This window comes from Methylobacterium sp. AC315, from assembly GCF_979253755.1.
This window is the reverse complement of sequence record NZ_CEEDEA010000008.1, coordinates 63,189-82,910: the sequence shown is the minus strand read 5'-3', so window position 1 is coordinate 82,910 and position 19,722 is coordinate 63,189. Positions and strand designations below refer to the sequence as shown.

General features: G+C 65.3%; 13 protein-coding genes. 4 read left to right on the top strand and 9 right to left on the bottom strand.

Translation table 11 applies throughout. The features are described 5' to 3' along the window. Positions 1–266: 266 nt before the first annotated feature. Complete coding sequence (locus AC0IY0_RS15430) at positions 267–2,036, top strand: DUF6538 domain-containing protein (RefSeq protein ID WP_471764460.1); 1,770 nt, start codon at positions 267–269, stop codon at positions 2,034–2,036. 916 nt (positions 2,037–2,952) lie between these two features. Further along, a complete protein-coding gene (locus AC0IY0_RS15425) occupies positions 2,953–4,572 on the top strand; it encodes a methyl-accepting chemotaxis protein (RefSeq protein WP_471764458.1) in 1,620 nt (539 codons plus the stop codon). Between the two features lie 134 nt (positions 4,573–4,706). Here the strand turns inward: AC0IY0_RS15425 and AC0IY0_RS15420 are convergent, their stop codons facing one another. From AC0IY0_RS15420 to AC0IY0_RS15410, 3 genes are read right to left on the bottom strand one after another with little or no spacing between them, the layout of a single operon-like run. Continuing rightward, positions 4,707–4,991: a hypothetical protein gene (locus AC0IY0_RS15420; protein ID WP_471764615.1), complete on the bottom strand. Its 285-nt coding sequence runs from the start codon at positions 4,989–4,991 to the stop codon at positions 4,707–4,709. Between the two features lie 42 nt (positions 4,992–5,033). Beyond that, positions 5,034–5,639: a cytochrome b gene (locus tag AC0IY0_RS15415; RefSeq protein WP_471764456.1), complete on the bottom strand. Its 606-nt coding sequence runs from the start codon at positions 5,637–5,639 to the stop codon at positions 5,034–5,036. A gap of 34 nt (positions 5,640–5,673) precedes the next feature. Continuing rightward, positions 5,674–6,642 (bottom strand): catalase family protein, encoded by a 969-nt coding sequence (locus AC0IY0_RS15410; RefSeq protein ID WP_471764454.1) that lies wholly within the window; start codon positions 6,640–6,642, stop codon positions 5,674–5,676. Positions 6,643–7,486: 844 nt separating this feature from the next. On the opposite strand from AC0IY0_RS15410, the gene AC0IY0_RS15405 reads away from it, so the two are divergent. Continuing rightward, the gene (locus AC0IY0_RS15405; protein ID WP_471764452.1) at positions 7,487–12,640 is read left to right on the top strand and encodes a trifunctional serine/threonine-protein kinase/ATP-binding protein/sensor histidine kinase; all 5,154 of its coding nucleotides are present in this window, start codon (positions 7,487–7,489) and stop codon (positions 12,638–12,640) included. A 78-nt stretch (positions 12,641–12,718) separates the two neighbouring features. Here AC0IY0_RS15405 and AC0IY0_RS15400 read toward each other — a convergent pair whose 3' ends face one another. From AC0IY0_RS15400 to AC0IY0_RS15375, 6 genes are all read right to left on the bottom strand, one after another. Further along, positions 12,719–13,078: a response regulator transcription factor gene (locus AC0IY0_RS15400; protein WP_471764450.1), complete on the bottom strand. Its 360-nt coding sequence runs from the start codon at positions 13,076–13,078 to the stop codon at positions 12,719–12,721. 822 nt (positions 13,079–13,900) lie between these two features. Next, entirely contained in the window at positions 13,901–14,716 is an 816-nt protein-coding gene (locus AC0IY0_RS15395; protein WP_471764448.1) for a response regulator transcription factor, read from the bottom strand. An 18-nt stretch (positions 14,717–14,734) separates the two neighbouring features. Beyond that, complete coding sequence (locus AC0IY0_RS15390; RefSeq protein WP_471764446.1) at positions 14,735–15,151, bottom strand: cupin domain-containing protein; 417 nt, start codon at positions 15,149–15,151, stop codon at positions 14,735–14,737. Between the two features lie 19 nt (positions 15,152–15,170). Then, entirely contained in the window at positions 15,171–16,835 is a 1,665-nt protein-coding gene (gene actP / locus AC0IY0_RS15385) for a cation/acetate symporter ActP (RefSeq protein ID WP_471764444.1), read from the bottom strand. Then, entirely contained in the window at positions 16,832–17,137 is a 306-nt protein-coding gene (locus tag AC0IY0_RS15380) for a DUF485 domain-containing protein (protein WP_147939661.1), read from the bottom strand. Before AC0IY0_RS15380 ends, actP begins: the two co-directional genes overlap by 4 nt. Positions 17,138–17,164: 27 nt before the next feature. Further along, positions 17,165–18,418 (bottom strand): FAD binding domain-containing protein, encoded by a 1,254-nt coding sequence (locus AC0IY0_RS15375; RefSeq protein ID WP_471764442.1) that lies wholly within the window; start codon positions 18,416–18,418, stop codon positions 17,165–17,167. 358 nt (positions 18,419–18,776) lie between these two features. Between AC0IY0_RS15375 and AC0IY0_RS15370 the strand changes: the two genes are divergently transcribed. Then, entirely contained in the window at positions 18,777–19,388 is a 612-nt protein-coding gene (locus AC0IY0_RS15370; protein WP_471764440.1) for a TetR/AcrR family transcriptional regulator, read from the top strand. Positions 19,389–19,722 lie beyond the last annotated feature (334 nt).

The window sequence follows — 19,722 nt, the reverse complement described above, 5'->3', positions numbered from 1 at the left end:
CCTCTATTGGGCGTCGGCTCAGCGCGGTCTCCCTCTGTCAGAGGGTCTAGTTGATCAAGTCAGAAGAGCTTTAAGTGGTGGAGAGGGGGGGACTCTAAGCCCTGCTCCGTAAAAGCATTAATCCATAGATGCTTACGGCGCGCGATCGCCGTTTCTGTGTACCACTCTAGCGGACCAGTCGCAAAGGCTAAATTCCGATCGCGCGGATCAACGATGGCTCAAGGAGCGGTGGGATAGAAGACCGGTTCCTTCCGCCGGACGCTCCCGTGTCGAAGCCGACGAAACATCCGAAGACCGGGATCTACCAATTCCGCATGCGCGTGCCCGAGCGACTGCGTGCGATCGTCGGCAAGCTGGAGGAGAAGCAAAGCCTCGGCACCCGGGATCGGAAGGAAGCCGAAATCCGATATGCCATCGCCAAACAGAAATGCCTCGCGCGCTGGCGGAGCCTCGAAGCGGGCGTCGTAGATCTGACGGTCAAGCAATGCCGGGCGATCGCTGGCGAACTCTGCCGCGAGCGCATCGGGCGGTTCGAGGACCACGTCGACGATCCGGCCCCTTGGCGGCAGGAGCTTCTCAGGCTCGACGGCGAAAGGCTCCTGCTGACGGCGGCTCCCCTGCCCTCTCGGGAAGTCCTGGATCGGTTGCTCTGCGCATCGGCGATCGATGCGTTCCTGGCGACCAATGGCATCGCCGAGAGTCCCAGAACGCGTCTGATACTTCTCAATGTGACAACCGAGGCGTTCGCACAGGCGGCCGCATATCTCGAAAAGGCGGCCAGAGGCATCTATGGCAATTCCGATGAACTACAGTTTCCATCCCTCTCGATCCTAGGAGCGACGCAAACCGGCGCTCCGCTATTGAAAGTGTGGCGCGAATACGTGAACGAACGGGGGATCGGAGCTTCGACGCAGAAGCGCTGGCTCCCGATCCTCACAAAGTTCGCCGCTTTCGCAGGTTCCGACGACCTCGCGCGTATCTCCCGTCGGAACATCCTCGCCTGGAAGGCGCATCTCCTCGAAACGGATCTCGATCCGAGAACGGTCGCGGACGTACACCTCGCCGCCGTAAAGGCGATATTCGGCCATGCACACCGAAATGGCCTGATCGATTCCAATCCCGCCGAGCGGATCGGCGTCTCGTATCGGAAAAAGCCGCGCACCCGGGAACAAGGATACGATCGCGACGAGGCGTTCTTCTTACTGGACAGTTGTTGGCATCCCAAGACGCCCGTCGCGAGCAGGGATCGTGCGGCGACGCTACGCTGGGTACCCTGGATTTGCGCCTACACAGGTGCTCGAATCGGAGAAATCGCTCAGATGCGTCCCGGCGACATATACCGCTCGGGACGAGACGCGGCGATGATGCGGATCACACCGGAAGCGGGGCGGCAGAAGACTGGCAGCTACCGAGACGTCGCCATCCATCCCCACCTGCTGGCTCAAGGCTTTTTGGACTATGTGCTGGCATGCGGCGACCGACCGCTCTTCTACGACCCAGCCCGAGCACGAGGCGAACCGGATGCAGTCAAACTTGCCACCAAAGCTGGCGAATGGCTCGCTGCCTGGGTTCGGGAAAACTGCATTCAGGACCGGCGGATCGCGCCCAACCACGCATGGCGGCACCGCTTCGCAAGTCAAGGTCGCGTGATCGGGATGCGCGAGGATTTCGCTGAGCTGGCCATGGGCCACGCGCCGAACGGCGCGTCACGCTCGTATGGAAACTACTGGCCGCGATTCGCCCTGTGGCAGATCGGGCTACTGCCCACTTACGAGATCCCCAAACTTCCGCTGCTGGGCGCGGCCGAAGTGATAGCGCAACTCGGCAGGCTTCCGCGCCGACCAACAAGCACGAGTGCGCCGGCAGCCGATCGGGAGGCGATCGCGAATTGGCGGCGCACCTTCCATGTACCGGAACCGACGCTACCCCGAGGATCGATCAACCGGGGCACTTGGCCCGATAGCGATCTCACGGATTATAGATCCTGGTGCGAACGCGAGGCGTCACATTTTCAGGTGAGTTCCCTGACCAGATGAGCTGTATGTCGCCTGATCGCAACAGCTTAGCATGCCGATCGTCAAAGCCATACGGCCTCCATGCCGAAGGTATGTATGGCCTCGCCGAAGTGAAGCGGCTACGGGGTCTGCAGAGTGCCCAAGCCGCCGCCCGGCTGTTCAAGCCTTTGTCTGTGCAATGCTCGCCGCAAGGCGGCTGGGGCACGGCCCAACGCGGAGTCGCATAAGTTGCGGAAGTGCTGCCAGCCCATTGGGTCGGTGGCGTAAGGTAGCCCCCGCATCTTGGTCGTCGCGCCGCGCGAGCGCATCCGCGGCTTGCAAGCCAGCCATCCCCGCCACGTGACACTACCGCCAGGGCGGCGCTCGCCTGCTGCGGCCGGAGGTGGCGCGACGGGCGCGCATCCCCTCGTGGCTCCCTTGGAACGGCCGTTGCAGAGGTCTGGCGCCGACAGGCGACCCCGCATGACGAAGCGGCGGCCCAGCGGCATGCCGCGGACGGCTCCGAGTTCATCGTTTCATGAAATCCACGTTGCTGATCCTGGAAGAAGCGTATCCGCGAACGGGTCACCGGCCAATATTCGGCATGACGATGCGCAGGCGCCCGATGCCGGCTCCTCGCGGCCCCCGTGGGTAGCTTGCCGGCTACGCGCGTGAGGCGAGCGAACGCGTTCCGATCTAGCGCCCGACTTCGACAGGCCGTCGCGAATGACCCCGTGATGGAATGCGCTCACCTTCAACGATCGACTGCGCGCGGGCTCCCCGGACGATGCGATCGCATGATGCGCGGTGAACGATAAGGCATGAAACCTACAAGACGAGCGCCATCGTCTTTCTACAACTCTCATCCGCTTAGCTTGAGCACCCTTGCCTGACATCGCCCTTTGTCGCGGCGGCCACCCGGCGCCAACCGCGAATTCACGCCGGAGATAGATCGACCATGCCTAAGTCGCTGGGTCTCAACCGCACGCTGGGTGGCGCGATAGGCGTCATCGCCTTGGTCTCGATTTTGAGCAGCGGGGCGGTCCTGATCACGCGCGACCAGCTTCGGGATGCGACCGACGCCCGGAGCCGGTCGAGCCAGGTGATCCGCAATCTGGAGGGTTTTCGCGCGGCCATGCTCAACCAAGAGACCGGGCTGCGGGGATACCTGCTTACCGGGCAAGAGGGTAGCCTGGAGCCGTATCGCGCCGGACGCTCGGTTCTGGACGAGGTCATCAGCCGCCTCAAAGCCATGGTCGGCAACGATGCGGAGCGCACGCGTCTCCTGGCCGACGCCGTGACGGCCGCGCGGGGTTGGCAGTCCGATATCGGCGAAGCCGCCATCCGAAGCGCGACCGATCCGGTGACGCGGTCGGACGCGGTCCGCATTGAGGCTGACGGCAAAGGCAAGCAGTTCTTCGACACCTTGCGCGAGAAGCTCGCCGCGATCGAGACCCTTGAGGAAGCGACCCGCGCGGCACTGATCGGACATGTTGCGCAGGCACAACGGGATGAGGGCGTGGCCCTATGGGGCGGGACCCTGCTCACGCTCCTGATGTGCGCGGGCATATGGATCGCCGTCAACCGTCTGGTCGTCCGCCCTCTCGTACGCGTTATGGCCTTCGTGCAGCGGATCGGCGCCGGAAACCTGTCGGGCAGGCTTGAGGCGGGCGTGGGCGGAGAGGTCGGCCGTCTCGGCACGACCCTGAACGCGATGGTGGACGGATTGTCGGATCTGGCCCGGACCAACCGCGCCGCCACCGCCGACCTCAACGCCGCGGCGGCCGAGATCCGCGCCTCGGCGCAGCAGCAGGCGGCGTCGGTCGAGGAGCAGTTCGCCGCCGTGCAGGAGACTGCGGCCACGGTGGACGAGATCACCCATTCCGGCGCCCAGATCGGCAAGCGCGCCACCGAGGTGATCGCCACCGCCCAGGCCACGGCCCAGACCTCCCGGCAGGGCCTGCGCGCGGTCTCCGACACCGCCAAGGCGATGGACGCGATCCGCGAGCAGGCCGAGGCGGTGGCCGGCAACATCGTCAGCCTGTCGGAGAAGACCCAGACGATCGGCGACATCATCGAGACGGTCAACGACATCTCGGAGCGCACGCACCTGCTGGCGCTGAACGCCGCGATCGAGGCGGCGGCGGCCGGCGAGAGCGGGCGCAGCTTCGCCGTGGTGGCCTCCGAGATGAAGCTGCTGGCCGACCAGGCCAAGGCGGCCACCGGTCAGGTCCGGGGGATCCTGGGCGAGATCCAGCGGGGCATCAACACGTCGGTGATGCTCACCGAGGAGGCGGTCAAGCGCGCGGCGGCCGGCAAGACGCGCTCGGACACGACCCAGCGGACGATCGAGGAGATCACGGCGCGGGTGGAGGAGAACGTGCAGACGTTCCAGCAGATCGTGGCCTCGACCAACCAGCAGCAGCTCGGGATCGAGCAGGTGATGGGCGCGCTGCAGAACATCCGCCAAGCCAGCCAGCAGACGGCGGCCGGCACCCGCGAGGTCGAGGCGGCCTCGGCCAACCTCACCGAACTCGCCCAGGCCCTCATGGCCCTGGCCGAACGCTACAGGCATTGAAGTCGTGCATCGCCGGTCTCGGCACGCCGGACCGGGACGCCATCGCGCGCAGGACAGCTTTGGCAGCAGCTTGGGCGCGTGCCTGCGCAGGTCGTCCCGCCTGGAGTGAAGGGGCGGGCGGACTTGGAGCGGGATCAATCCTCGTCGATGTCCGCCGGCGAGCCGGGCGGAAGGGGTCCGCCGTCGACGACGCCGGGATCGCCGTAATCGAAGGGCGGCCCATCCCAACCGACGACGCCATCCGGGTTGTCGGGCGTCACGTTCGGATTGATCCTCGGCGGCCCGTCCCGGTCGAGACGCCGTTCAAGGCGTTCCACACGCTTAAGGTCGCGCCGGATCGGAACGTCCCCCGGCTCCTGGGCCAGCGCCCCGGAAGCGATGGAGATGGCAACGGACGTGCCGGCAACCAGAAGCCTCATCACGATTGTTCCTTCGCTCTCGATTACTCGGTTCGGAGACAGTCAGCCCCTGCCGGAGGAGGCCGGGCCCGCAGGGTTGCCCACCCAGCGCGATGGAGTGCCGGCAGCCCGGGAACGGAGCGGTGCCATCGCCTCGAACACGCGGTCCCTGCGAACCAGGGCGTGGAAGAGGACAGCCGCGACGTGCGCCAGGATCAGGGTAAAGAACGCGAATGCCAGGTAGGAGTGCGCGTTCCACAGCAGGGTGTGGAGGGCGTCGTTCTGCGGAAGGATACCCGGCAGCCGGATGCCCCCGTAGAGTACGACCGGGTAGGCGCCGGCCGACAGCATCCCCCATCCGAGCAGCGGCAGAGCGAACATCAACGCGTAGAGCCCGTAGTGGGACAGGTGCGCGGCGAGCTTGATCGGCTCCGGCAGGTCGGCAGGAAGCGCCGGCGCCCCGCTCCTCTCGCCCACCGCCAGGCGGACGACGGCGAGGACGAAGGTTGCCATGCCGAGCGTCTTATCGGTCGCGAGCAGCGGCACATATCGAGGCATGATCGTCGAGACTATGCCGACGCCGGTGAAGAACATCGCGGCGATGCAAACCGCTATCGACCAGTGCAGGAGCCGCTGGACGAACGTGAAGTAATTGCCTTGCGTCGTCATCGCCGCGCCTCCGTGGTACGATAGGAGTAATCCTTCACCTCCGCGGTGGGGAGATCGTAGGATCTGGCGTATGCGGCCGACCGCGCGGCCCGGAACGGATCGTCGGGTCGAAGTTGATTTCGTGGCGTGAGCCATCCGCCTCGATGCGCTGGACGATCAAGGCTCCGGCCTCGAAGCTGCGCCGTCCCTCCGGCCAGGCTAGGCTCGAAACCGCGGTCTGGTCGCCGGGATCGGCGAGGGTCAGAACCAGGGTCCAGCGTTGCGGGGCGGCCGCGACCTGCTCCGTGATCCCCTGTTCCAGGTAGTCCTCGCCGCTCTTGCCGAGCTCCTCGGGGATGATCCGCTCGGCCGGTGCCTCCGGACGGAACGACCAGCGCACGGCGTGCCCGGTCCCGGTGCCGATGACGAAAATGAAGGCGTCGAGGCCGTTATAGGGCTCCTGTGCGCACCTATCGGTCCAGTCCGGGCTTTGGGCCCAGGCGCCGAACGCGGCGAAGTCCGGATGCCCGGCGACGAAGGTCGCCATCGCGTTCGGCTCCCTGCTGGCCGGGATCCGCACCAGTTCGTGGAAAGCTTCAGGCGTGGACACGGGAAAGGCGGGGGCGTTGATCATGGCAGCGCGCCACACCTCGCAGCCGCCCGTCGAGATCTGCAGTCCCCTGCCCCTCATGCGGACGCTCACATCCGCCGCGCCCGGCTTCAGCGTGCCGAGGTTGAACCGTCCGAGGACGTCGTGCGGCCCGGGTTCAAAGGTCTGGGCGGGCGAGATCGCGGTGCTGTTCCCGTTCGACTGGAACACGCCCGTGAAGCAGATGCCCTTGGCATGGTTGCGCCAGTGGCCGGTCAGCGGCACGAGGACGTCGACGAGCCTCATCGGCTTGAGGCGATCCGACAGCAGCCGGCCCACGGTGCAGGCGAACGCGACCGCGTCTCCGAAGCAGAGCAAGGGGATGAGGGCGAGCGACCCGGAGGCGGAGTGAACCCCCGTGGACGGGAACGGCATGCAGGAATCTCCCACGACTTCATCGGCCCATCGACCGCCGCCACCCGAGCGGTCATGCCGCGAAGACTGTCAGAAGCCCCAAGGTCGTGAAATCAAACCTTCGTATATTTCGCAGGGATGAGCTTCATCGGTGGTGCATCGGCGATCTCCCCCGGCCAACGCGCGGGAACCGGCGGTCGCCTGGCGAGACACTTCGGCCAATCTCTGGAATCCTGCCGCGATCGGGCAGACGGCATGTCGCTCCTCGGCCCGCTCCTGCCCGCGCGGGATTTCCGTCCGCCGAACCCGGTTAATCAAGCACCGCCGTCACGAAGGCCAGGTCGCGAGCGCCCGAGGCTGGCTGACCGCCGCCGTCGAGCTGTCATCCTGCAGATCGCCGCCGCAGCGGCTAAAAGCCGACGCGGCCATGGCGCGGGCCTTTCAGTTGAGGATCGGCTTGGCAGTTGGGATTGACTAGAGAGGGGCGGCTGGAACGATGGTCGTTCGACCACGGTCCGAGGTGAATCCCTGGGTGCCCGGACGCGCCGGCCGGCATTCAAGCGTCGTGTCACGAAAAATTCCTGGACCCTGCAAAGACATGATCGATTCGTACAAAATTTTTGTCGGGTAGAGTGTTAGCACATCCACCCGCAGGCAATCCGCAAGTCCTGAATCGAAAGTCTTTATGGCGACGGATCAAAGCAATCAAGAAAAATAATTCGTGAGAGGCATGTGTGCAGCATTTAAAGTTCGCACCGCATCCCATTCGGGTGATTGGATAAGGAACGGATCGCTAGACTCCAGCGCTGGATGCCGACTCGCGGCTTATGTTTTTTGAAAGCTTAGGATTGAGGCTAATAGAGCAATGAGCGCCGAAAACCGCTCCCAGCTACAGTCTGCCGATTATTTCAATCAAGCGTTTCTTGAACGGGTTCATGCTACATTACTGGGTCGAGATGGCGATCGCACGAGATACCGCGTGCGCGATCCGGGAAGCAATACGGACTGGCTGATCGAGACCACACGTTGGCAGGCTCCGAGCTTATGCCGCGAGTTCGAAACTCAGCAGCGCCTCTCCTCGCGCCTGGAGCCTTCCTGGAGCGTCGCGCCGTTGGCCCTCATCCCGGCCCAGGAGGGGCCGGTACTCGTGTTCGAGGACACCACTGCCGGGTCATCCCCGCCTGCGGCGGGCAGTGCCATGTCGATCGAACTCTTCCTCGAGATCGCCATCGGCGCGGCCTCCGCCCTCGCGCATGCTCACGAGCGTAGCATCCTCCATCGCGACCTCCGTCCGGCGCACCTGCTCGTCCAGGCCGACGGTGTCGTCCGGCTCGCTGGATTCGGCAGGGGCATCGCGCTCGACGAACCGGGCGACCGTTGGCCCGAGTTGCCGGTCACCGACGACGCACTGCCCTATGCCGCACCCGAGGCGGCACGTCGCGCGGAGCCTTATGCCGACGCTCGGAGCGACCTCTACTCCCTTGGCATCACGTTCTACGAACTGCTGACCGGACGGCTGCCATTCACCGCGCGCACCGTGGCCGAATGGCTCCACGTCCATGTGGCCGTGCAACCTCCTCGCCCGAGCCATTCGCGCGACGTCCCGATCGCCTTGGAAGACATCATCCTGAAGCTCGTTTCCAAGGGGCCGGTCGATCGGTACGAAAGCGTCTCCCTGCTTCTTGCCGATCTCGTGCGGTGCAGGACCGAATGGGCCGAGAGCGGAACGATCAAGCCGTTTCGGCTGGGGCGGGAGACGCGGCCGAAGCTGGCCCTGTCCGAGCGCGTCTTCGGAAGGGATGCCGAGACGAACGCGCTGCTCGCGGCCGTCGAACGCGTGAGGCGGACCGGCCGCTCGGAGTTGATCCTGATTTCCGGCCCCGCAGGCGCCGGCAAGTCGGCGCTGGTTGGCGCGGCGCAGGCGAAGTCCGAATGGGCGGACACGATCTTCGCCTTGGGAAAAAGCGGCCAGCATCAGAGCGACATACCGTACGCCGTCGTCGCGCAAATCGTGCGCTCCCTGGTCGACCGCCTCCTGAGCGCTACCCGGGACGAGCTTCAACGCAGGCGAGACCTTCTCCTGGCCACGCTCGCCGGGCATGGGCAGCTGGTACTTGAACTCGTTCCGGAGTTGGAGCTCGTCCTCGGTCGGCAGCCCCCGATCGCCGATCTTCAAGCAGATCAGGCCCAACGGCGCGTCAACGCCGCCATCCTGAACACGTTGCAGGCATTCGCGCAGAACGACGAGACATTGGTCGTCTTCCTCGACGATCTTCATTGGGCCGATGACTCGACCTGGGCTTTCTTCACGTCCTTGCTCACGGAAAGCGCCAGGAACATCCTGCTGATCGGGTCCTATCGCGACGGCGAGACGGCGCGCAGCGCCGAACTCCATGCACTTTGCTCACACATGTCGGCGAGGTCCGTCCCAATCTCCGAACTCAAGCTGCTTCCCCTGACGATAGGCGACGTCGGAACGCTCATAGCGGTGGCGGCGAAATGCCCTGAGGAACTCGTCGAGCCCCTGGCGCGTGCCGTTCATGAAAAGACGGCCGGCAATCCATTCTTCGTCGGACAGCTTCTCCGGACGTTGGTCGACGAGCACGTGTTCCGCTTCGACGAACACGGCGGCGGATGGTCGTGGGACCTGACGGCGATCGCCCGGCACCATCCGACCGATAACGTGGTCGACCTGATGGTCCGACGCCTCGACCGGTTGCCGGTGGAAGGACGCGAGATCCTCCGCTGCCTAGCATGCGTCGGATCAAGTTGCGACGAGGTGCTTCTAGCGCGCGTCCTGGGAGCTACGCCGGCGCGGATCCGGCGGCATGCGGAGGGCCTGATTGCTGCGGGCCTGCTCACCCGTGAGGCCACCACCTACGGGTTTTCACACGATCGCGTGTTGGAGGCCGCGTACGCAACATCCGCACCGGCCGAGCGAACCGCTGCCCATGCCCGCATCGCGGTCACGATGATCGAGATGTGGCAGGCCGCGCCAGACGACTCGCCGTTCGCAATCGCGAATCAGATCGAGCGGGCCAGGATCGACGGCCTGCCGATCGGTATCAAGACCTCATTCGCCCACTTGCTGCTCGTTGCGGCCCGCCGCGCCAAGAGCACGGCGGCCCTCGATCAGGCGTTGGGCTACCTGGAGACCACGAAACGGCTTCTGGCGGAGATGAGCTGGACCGACCAATACTCGCTCACGTACCAAGCGACCGCCCTGCGATGCGAGTGCCTGATCATTAAGGCCGAGCTGGCTTTGGCCGCGAAGGAAATCGATCACCTCCTTGAGAACTCAAGCTCCGCCATCGACCGCGCCGGCGCCTTCCGGTTGAAGGCGGCGTTGCAGACGCTGGGGTCGGACTACGAATCGGCGATCACGTCGGTCCTGACCGGGCTGGACGCCCTCGGGATCAACCTGAAGCGCTACCCGTCCCCGGAAGACCTGTCCCACACATACCAAGCCATCCGGAGCAAGTTACACGGTCGGGAGATCGCTGGCTTAGCGGTGCTGCAGGTCGCTACGGATCCGAAGCTGGAGGCCGCGATGGGGCTTCTGGTCACATGTCAGGCATCGTTCTTCGTCGACGATGGCATCAGCTTCCTTCACCTGGCAAAGATCGTCGAGCTGACGCTCGAGAATGGCCCGACGGCGGCCTCTCCGTACGGCCTGTCCTGGTTCGGGGTCTACATCGCGCATCATTACGATGCTTACGTTGACGGTCTGGCATTCGCGAATGTCGCCGTTGAACTCATCGATCGCCACGGCTGGGAGTACGGCCGCGCGGCGACCCTGGTGGCGATGGACCAAGTCAGTGTCTGGACGCAACCACTCCCGTTCGCCCTCGCCAACGCCCGTGCAGCCGCATCCGCCGGCGTGATGAGCGGTGACCTCGGCATGGCTTGCTATGCCGGCAACCACATCGTCTCGAACCTCATCTTCATGGGTGAACATCTGGCGCGCGTCATCGACGAGGCCGATGGCCGCCTCAACCTGACGCGCCAGATCGGCTTCAGGGACATCGAGCGCCTGCTGAGTTCGCAGATTCGCTTCGCCGAGCGTCTCTGGCGCGGCGAGGGCTCCCCGCAGCCCGCCCTGGCGGATCCCGGACAGGCTGGTTTCGAGGAGATCGGCGCGACGCCAGTCTCTCAGCCTACTCTCTTCTGGGAATGGCTGTACGCCGGCATGTCGGCGGTCTACCTCAAAGACTACCGCGAGGCGGCACTGAATTTCGCGCGCCTGAAGCAACTCGAATGGGCGATTCCCGCCCACATCAACCTTGCTGATTATCATTTCTTCTCGGCCCTGGCCGCCGCGCACAACGAGGATTCGCCCATAGGGATCTCCGAACGGATCGAGAAATTGGGTCCGCACCGGGAGCGGCTGGCTTTCTGGGCCGCACTCAACCCCGCATCCTTCTCGAACAAGCTGCTGATGATCGACGCCGAGATCGCACGCCTGCGCGGCGTCGACTTGGAGGCCATGCAACTCTACGAGCGTTCGGCCTCTGCGGCGGCGGCCGCGGGCTTCGTCCAGGAGCAGGCCCTCGCCCATGAGTTGGCGGCGGCGCATTGCGAGGCCAACGAGCTACGCACCGCCGCACGCCAGCATTTTCGAGCGGCGCTTGAGTGCTACCGTCGATGGGGGGCGGAGGAGAAGGTCCGCCGCCTCGAGACCGAGCAGCCCTTTCTAGGGGCGGAACGACGCGAGGAGCCGGGCCCATCGCGGAGCGGCCAAGCCTCCCTCGACATCGCGGTCTGGGCGGCGGCGGCGCGCGCCTTCTCTGAGGAGATCGCGCTCGATCAGCTGATCAGGAAGCTGATGGAGAGTATGATTGTCCATGCCGGCGCACGTTACGGCATCTTGCTCCTGATGGAGGAGGATGTGCCCGTGGTCCAGGCAACGGGCCGTGTGATCGATGGCGCGATCGCCGTAGACATATATCAGGCCGAGCCAACCGCCGACGCGATTCCCCTAGCCATCGTCAATACGGTGATCAGGACCAAGAAGACGATCGTCCTTGACGATGCGGATGGCGAGAGCCGTCACGCCGGCGCGCTCGACCTGGGCGGCCGGCAGTTGCGGGCGGTCATGTGCCTGCCGCTTCTCAAACAAGGGCGCCTTATCGGTATACTGTATTTGGAGAACGATCTCGCGACCGGCGTGTTCACACCCGGTCGTACCGCGGCCCTTGAGCTGCTCGCTCCCCAAGCGGCCATCTCCCTTGAGGCCGCGCGGCTCTATGCCGAACTACTGGAGGAGAACTCCCGGCGACGGGAGACGGAGAGGGCCCTGCGCAGCGCGCGCGCGGAGTTGTCGAGGACGGCCCACATGACCGTCCTCGGCGGCCTCGCCGCCTCCATCGCACACGAGATCAACCAGCCCTTGACCGGCGTGGGCTCCAACGCGGCGGCCGGCCTGCGATGGCTGAGGCGCGAAGCTCCCGAGATCGGCGAGGCACTCGCGAACCTCGAAGCGATCCAGGAGAACGCGGTCCACGCGGCCGACATCGTGAGGGCCTTGCGATCCTTGGCCAAACAGGCGCCCCCGAAGCTTGGCAATGTTCGGATCGACGACGTGATCCGGGAGGTGCTGAACCTAACCTCGACTGAACTCGAAGCGATGCAGGTGGCGCTCGACGTTCATCTGGCCGGAGACGATTACCACGTGGTCGGAGACCGCACTCAGCTGCAGCAGGTCGTCTTCAACCTGATTACGAACGCCATCGAGGCCATGGGCTCGATGGCCCCCGCCGGGCGGCGACTTACGGTCAGATCGTCCTGCCGGGACGAGAAGGTCACGGTCCATGTCCATGACACCGGCGATGGGATCGCGCCGGACGTGATCGGCCGGATCTTCGAGCCTCTCTTCACGACGAAGAGCAGCGGCATGGGAATGGGCCTGGCTATCTGCCGCTCGATAATGGAGGCGCATGGCGGAACGCTCGGTGCCCTTCCCTCATCCACCGGCGGCACGACCTTCATCTTTACCCTGCCAGTCGCGGCCGAGATGTGAGGCGGCCCCCTGCCAAGCCATCACGGGTGTACGCTGCCGTGATGGAAAGGCCGAATGGGATGCGAGGACGTCACGGCCTCAGACCCTCTCCAGGCATTCGATGAGGGCATCGCTGTCGACGGGTTTCAGCATGAACTTCCATGCGCCGCTTCCGAGCGCTCGCTCCCGGGTCGCCTCGTCGGACAGGCCGGTCATCAAAACCGTGGGAATACTGAGGTGCCGCAATCGCAGCCATTCCTGAAGCTCGAAGCCGTTTATGCCCCCAGGCATTTGGATGTCGCTGATCAGAATGGTCACGCCCGGCAGATCTGGGTGCGCGAGGAACGCCTCGGCCGAGCTGAAGGTCAACGCGACGAAGCCGATCGACCGGACAAGGCTGGAGAGGGCCGAGAGCACGGCAGCGTCATCATCGACAATTGCTACGATCTTTCGTTGCAACACAAGTCAAGTCCTCACGCAGGGCCGGAGATCTTGACGGCGCTGGAAGCCTCATAAGACCTGGAGCAGAACGCCGAACTTTGAAATCATACCAAGGTTTATGGAGGCACCGCCGGCACGTACCTTGACGCGGCGGGCGGATTCCGACGAACAGCCGAGCCCTCCCCGTCGATGAGCGGGCACTTCGATTACCGCACCGATCGCTGGGCCAACGAGCGATGAGCGGTGAGCGGCCCGCGCGCCCTGACGACCGACCCGCGGGCCACGGCGCTTAAGTCGCGCGGCCGCCCATATCCGTGTTCGCGTGCACCGCGCCGATGGCTACGCCTGGGTGATGATGGGCGCCGTCCTTCCTTCGGGCCGCCAAGCCGCTCCTTTCTTGGCTAGCTCGGCTCATTGACGGGGATCGGCCCGGGCTGCCCCGAGCCCATGGCCGCCCACGGCACGCTCGCTTGCCTCGTCCCGCCACCGACGCATCACGCGACGCCGCCCGGCACGACGCTGGAACGCGTCGCCGACCTTCTGCTGATGGCCCACGACCTTATCGAGGAGGACGGCACGATAAAACTGCTGCCGGTGCTCCGACATGCGGTGATGGCCGCGGGTAGGCTGCTCGCGCGAGATGGCCGTCCCCAGGCCGAGGGATCGATCCCATTGAGACACGCGACGCACGGGAGCGGGACCGCCCACCAAGGCGGATCCCCTCCGACGGATCCAGCGACCCCGACGGGGCCGCTAACGCAAGGGCGGATCGCCGTCCCGCTCGCCGCGATCGGGGTTCGCCTGACAGGTTACGGTGCGTGGAAGGCCCGACCCGGGCGATCAACGCTGCCGCGTCGGCTCGATCCCGAGTTGATGCGTCATCCAGACGAGCTCGGCGAGCGAGCGGGCGCGCATCTTCTCCATGACGCGCCGCTTGTGGACCTTGGCGGTGATCTCCGTGATCCCAAGTTCGGCGGCGATCTGCTTGTTCATCAAGCCGCCGATCGCGCATCGCAACAATGCGAGTTCCCGCGGCGTCAGCGAGGCGAGGCGTTTCGAGAGATCGTCCCGGGCGCGGCCAGCCTCCAACGCGGCCGCATCGATTGAGAGCGCCCGATGGATCGCCTCGAGCACGACCGTGTCGCTGACCGGCTTGGTCAGGAACTCAACGGCTCCCCCACGCATCGCACGCACGGTTATCGGGATCGTACCGTAGCCGGTGAGGAAGATGATCGGCACGGTGCAGCCGGCATCGCGCAGCGCGTCCTGCACCGTCAGGCCGCTCTGTCCGGGCAGACGCAGGTCAAGGAGGATGCATTCGGGCGCCTCGCGCACGCGGGGGACCAAGAGGTGCGCCGGATCGCTGTGGGCGACGGCCGCGAGCCCGGCCGACCTGCAGAGGCGCGACAGCGCCGAGCGGAGAGCTGGATCGTCGTCGACGATGTGGACTGTGGGTTCCGGCATGTCGCTCGCGGCGCTAATCGTCCTCGGAATGGGGCAATCGAACCTGGGGGATACATGATGCAGTGCAATATCGACAGTTGCGGCGAACCTTGCCCGGGCCGACGAGGTCCCGCCGATCTCGCCCCGATCAGGAAGAGGCGGGTCGGATCGTGGCGACGGTGGTGGGCGTTCTCGGTCCACCACTGACGGCACGCCGCGATCGGTTTGTCGTCAGTGGTCGGACAAGGGTAGCGGTGCGTTCGCGCTGTCGAGGAACTCGACGGTCGTGAAGGTGAGTTCGGTCGGACCGATATTCTCGAGATCGTGGATCATGAACGCGCCGGCCGGAAAGGTGTGGTGCTGGGTGTCACCCGGCTCGTAGGCGACTTCGTTGATCCGGCCGTCCGGATAGTGTGAGCGGGCGCGCCCTCCGGTGACGGCAGTCCAGAAGTAGTCGAGCACATGGGTGTGGAAGCCGATCCGCTCGCCCGGCTTCAGGCTGAGCGCCCACACCCGGACGCGGTCCGTCTCCGAGACGAGGCGGCTCCCGACCTGTCCGCGCCCCGAACCGGCGGCGAAATCCGCGCGCAGGTCCTGCGGCCAGTCGCCCGGGGGCGTCGGCCAGTTCCACGTCGTCTGCTGCGTCATGGCCGTTCTCCTTGTCGGTTCAGTGGGCGGCCGGTGGGGCGGCCCGGTCGAAGCCGGTATGGGCCGTCACGTGCTGTGCGGCGTAGGCCGCGCGGACCGATGCGGCGGCCTCGCTCCGGTCCAGCCGCGACACCGCCCAAGAGGTCAGGAAGGCCAGCGGGACCGAGAACAGGGCGGGGTTGTCGTACGGGAACGGGGCGGCGCCGAGCTTCAGCGTCGCGGTCCAGACGCCGGGGCTCAGCGCGACCAGAACGAGAGAGCTGACGAGGCCCGCAAGCGACCCCGTGACCGCCCCGCGGGTGGTCAGGTCCCGCCACGCCACGGAGAGGAGGATCACGGGGAAGTTCGCGCTCGCCGCGATGGCGAATACGAGCCCGACCAGGAAGGCGATGTTCTGATTCTCGAAGAGGATGCCGAGCCCCATCGCGACCAGGCTGATGGCGACCGCGGCGGCCTTCGACACCTGAACCTCCCGTTGCTCGGTGGCGCGGCCCCGGCGCAGGGCGCGGGCGTAGAGATCGTGGCTTGCCGCCGAGGCCCCGGCGATCGTCAGCCCCGAGACCACGGCCAGGATCGTCGCGAAGGCCACCGCCGAGATGAACCCGAGCAGCAGGGAGCCGCCGAGCTTGTCCGCCAGGTGGAGGGCGACCATGTTGGTGCCGCCGATGACGCCGCCGGCCGCGTCCAGGTAAGCCGGATCGCCCCGCACCAGCGCGATGGCGCCGAAGCCGAGGATGAACAGCAGCGTGTAGAAGACCGTGATGAACCCCGTGGCGACGAGGATCGAGAACCGCGCCTGGCGGGCATCGGCCACGGTGAAGAAGCGCATCAGGATATGCGGCAGGCCGGCCGTGCCGAAGATCAGCGCGAGCCCCAGCGACATCGCCGAGACCGGATCCCGGACCAGCCCCCCCGGCGCCATGATGGCCAGCTTCTTCGGATGAAGGGCCACCGCGCGGGCGAACAGCGCCTCCAGGCTGAAACCGAAGCGGGCCAGGATCAGCGTCGACATCAGGACGGATCCCGAAAGCAGCAGGACCGCCTTGATGATCTGGACCCAGGTCGTCGCGCGCATGCCGCCGAACACGACGTAGGCCATCATCAGCACGCCGACGAGCACCACCGCGGCGATGTAGGGCAGCCCGAAGAGCAGCTCGATCAGCTTGCCGGCCCCGACCATCTGGGCGATCAGGTAGAACAGCACGATGACGAGGGTATTCACGCCTGCCACGAGGCGCACCGGAACTTCAGACAGCCTGTAGGCCGCCACGTCGGCGAATGTGAAGCGACCGAGATTGCGCAGCGGCTCGGCGATCAGGAACAGGATCATCGGAAAGCCGACGAGGAAGCCGACCGCGTAGATCATCCCGTCATAGCCCGACGTGTAGATCAGCGCCGTCACACCCAGGAAGGTAGCCGCGGAGGTGTAGTCGCCCGCGATGGCCAACCCGTTCTGGAAACCGCTCAGCCCACCGCCGGCCGCGTAATAGTCGCTCGCCGTCTTGGTCCCGCTGCGCGCAGCCCGGACGGTGATCGCGAGGCTGATCGCGACGAAGGCGAGGAACATCGCGATCGCCATCGAATTCAGCGGCTGGCGTGTCACTGGCCCCGCCAAGGCGTCCGCGTGGGCGACGTCGGCGAGAAGGATCGCCGCCGCGGCGGGCAGGAAGCGCGCGCCGGTCATCGGAGATCCTCCCGCAGGCGCCGGCTGAGGCCGTCGAGGCGCGTGTTGGCCACGAGCACGTAGATGAGCGTGAGCACGAACCCCAGACCGAGGAGCGCCACCCCGACGACAAGCCCCCAGGTCAGGATCGTGCCGTCCTCGTCCCGGATGGGTGTGCCGAGGAGGTCGGGCCGGAAGGCGATCGTGAGGATGTAGGCGAAGTAGGCTGTCGCCATCACCACCGCCAGGGAGATGCCGAGGCAGTTCCGCTCGAAGCACAGCCGACGGAAGGTGGGGTGGCTTGAGATGCGTGCGCTGTTCACTGCGTCCTCCTCTGCGGAAGCCTCGGATCAAGCCGCGATGCCGGTGGCGACGGCGGTCTCGGCCATCACGGCCTCCGGCCGGCGATGGCGCTCGGCCATGGCGCGCTCCTCCGGGGTGAGGATCTGGGCCTGCATGTAGGCGCCGAGTTCCCGGGCCCGGCGGATCACGGCGGCGCCGTAGCGGAGGCGGCTCGCCTCGAAGGCCGCCAGCGCCGCGTCGCGGTCATCCGGATGCGCCGCCAGCGCATCCACAAGGCTCTGCGCATCCGAGGCGGCCTTGGTGACGCCCATGCCCACATGCGGCCGGGCGACGAAGGCGGCATCGCCCAGGATGACGACCCGCCGGCCGAGCCGCATCCGGGGTGTTTCGAGGTCTTGGATCGCCTGGATGAACGGTTGCTCGGCCTTCTCGACGACCTCGGCGAATTGCGGCGCCAGGAGCCGGCGCGCGTCCGAGCGCATCGCCGCGACGATCTCGGGGCGGATCCGGCCCGGCGGTATCGACAGCGGATGGGCGACGCCGTCGCGATCGGTCAGCAGGTCGCGCAAGACGGTGTCCGCCGCGGCCGGGCGATACCAGACGAAGTTGTAGCGGCGGCGGCCGCGCGCCATCGCATTGTCGGCGCCCGCCACCGGATAGCCCAGCATCTGCTCGCCGTCCGGCAACGCGAAGGCGAAGTGGTCGAGGAGCGCCTCACGCGTCTCTGGCGACACCGCGGCCTCATCCACGAGGCCGCGCCAGGCGATGTAGCCGACGTAGCTCGGGACAATCTCCGGTGAGAACTGCGCGCGCACCGCGGAGAAGATCCCGTCCGCTCCGATCAGCAGGTCCCCCGCGACCGAGGAGCCGTCCTCGAAATGGGCCGTGACGGTCCTGACGCCCTCCTCGATCCGCGCGAGGGTGCGGCCGTGATGGTAGCGCTCGGCGGGGAGCGCATCGCGGAGCAGCCCGTAGAGATGCCCCCAGGAGGTCAAGACCTGGGGAAGCGCCAGCGCGCCGACGATCGAGCCGTCCCGCGCCAGCACCCGCCGCCCGACCACCGACACGCCGACTTCGGCGGCCTGCCGATCGATCCCGGCGGCCTGGAGGATGCTGAACAGCTCGGCGTGGGTCACGATGCCGGCGCCGCGCCCAGACAGCTCGCTTCCAGCGCGCTCGAAGACGTCGACCTCCCAGCCGGCCCGCTGCAGGAGCAGGGCTGAGAAGAGACCTGCCATGGATCCGCCGATCACCACGGCGCTCGGTCGTGCGGAGGAGCGACTGTTCCAGGTAGTACCCACCGCGATTCCTCCTCGATGGGGTCATGCGCCCCGCGTCACCCCTGTCGCTTGCGCAACATCGGGCCGCTGCTTATCGATCGATCAACAATGAATGGGTCCCAACGCCTTGTCAACACTGTTTATCATCCGATAAAAAACTCTGCCCCTGCAGCCCAGTCATCAATCTCCGGGCATGCCATGCGGGATACATAGCTGAAAATCATTTATCGCTTGATCACCTCGCTCGCTATGATAACCAAAATTCATGGTACGCTCGCCCAAATCTAGGACCGGCATCGTCGGTCCGCTGACCGCCTCGCGGAGCTCCCACGGAACCGTGACACCCAATCAAACGGGAGGGCGCCGGCGTCTGTCACCCATGGATCGCGAGAAAAGCATCGCCGCAGCGGCCATCACCTTTTTCGCCGAACGCGGATTCGAAGGGCAGACGCGCGAGCTGGCCGCTGTATTGGGCATCACCCAACCGCTGCTCTACCGCTATTTTCCAAGCAAGGAGGCTTTGATCGAACGAGTTTATCAAGATGTATTCGTCGGTCGCTGGGATCCTTTCTGGGAGGACGGCATAAAAGACCGAAGCATTCCGATCGAGATCCGCCTTACGGCATTTTATACAAGTTATGCGGGCGTCATTCTCACACCAGAATGGGTTCGATTATTTATGTTTGCCGGACTTAAAAACCTAGATTTTAATGCGCGCTATCTTAAATTCCTTCGGCATCATGTTTTCGAATGCGTCGTCGAGGAGCTTAGATTCCATTTTCAACGCCCGACAATCAATGAGGTGCCAGCAACTAATCTCGAAATAGAGATGGTATGGTCTATTCATTCTTCGATATTTTATCTTGGCGTACGGCAGTTCATATACCGCCTACCCTTGGAAGGTGACGTGCGTGACATCATACGGGCAAAGATCCAGACGCTTCTAGGCGGCGTGGCCGCGGTGCTTCCGCCCACTGAACAACTGCCTTGACCTGGCTGGCTCGAACATCGTGGCTATAAGGATGATGTCCTTCCGTCTTATGTCGGTCGTCCCATCACGCTCCCTGTTCGGCTTGTGCCGCACGGTTCAAGCGCGCCGTGCCGCGCAATCGTTGCCTTGATGTGCCGGCGCGCCCCGCGTCGCCGCGGCCTGATGCTCGGCTCGCAGACAGCTGGGAACGTGTCGCAGACCACTTGAGCACCAAGTCGAATAACCTCAAGGCTAGTACCCACACGTTTTGCGGACTGCAATAACGGCTTTTGTATTGCAAAAACTAGTCTCTTGCCATACGAATCGGTTTAGGATCGTTTAGAGTCTGTGTTTC

Bases quoted from the DNA above. Each gene is read 5' to 3' on its own strand.
- AC0IY0_RS15425 (WP_471764458.1), top strand. From the start codon at position 2,953: ATGCCTAAGTCGCTGGGTCTCAACCGCACGCTGGGTGGCGCGATAGGC.
- AC0IY0_RS15420 (WP_471764615.1), bottom strand. From the start codon at position 4,991: ATGAGGCTTCTGGTTGCCGGCACGTCCGTTGCCATCTCCATCGCTTCC.
- AC0IY0_RS15415 (WP_471764456.1), bottom strand. From the start codon at position 5,639: ATGACGACGCAAGGCAATTACTTCACGTTCGTCCAGCGGCTCCTGCAC.
- AC0IY0_RS15410 (WP_471764454.1), bottom strand. From the start codon at position 6,642: ATGCCGTTCCCGTCCACGGGGGTTCACTCCGCCTCCGGGTCGCTCGCC.
- AC0IY0_RS15405 (WP_471764452.1), top strand. From the start codon at position 7,487: ATGAGCGCCGAAAACCGCTCCCAGCTACAGTCTGCCGATTATTTCAAT.
- AC0IY0_RS15390 (WP_471764446.1), bottom strand. From the start codon at position 15,151: ATGACGCAGCAGACGACGTGGAACTGGCCGACGCCCCCGGGCGACTGG.
- actP (WP_471764444.1), bottom strand. From the start codon at position 16,835: ATGACCGGCGCGCGCTTCCTGCCCGCCGCGGCGGCGATCCTTCTCGCC.
- AC0IY0_RS15370 (WP_471764440.1), top strand. From the start codon at position 18,777: ATGGATCGCGAGAAAAGCATCGCCGCAGCGGCCATCACCTTTTTCGCC.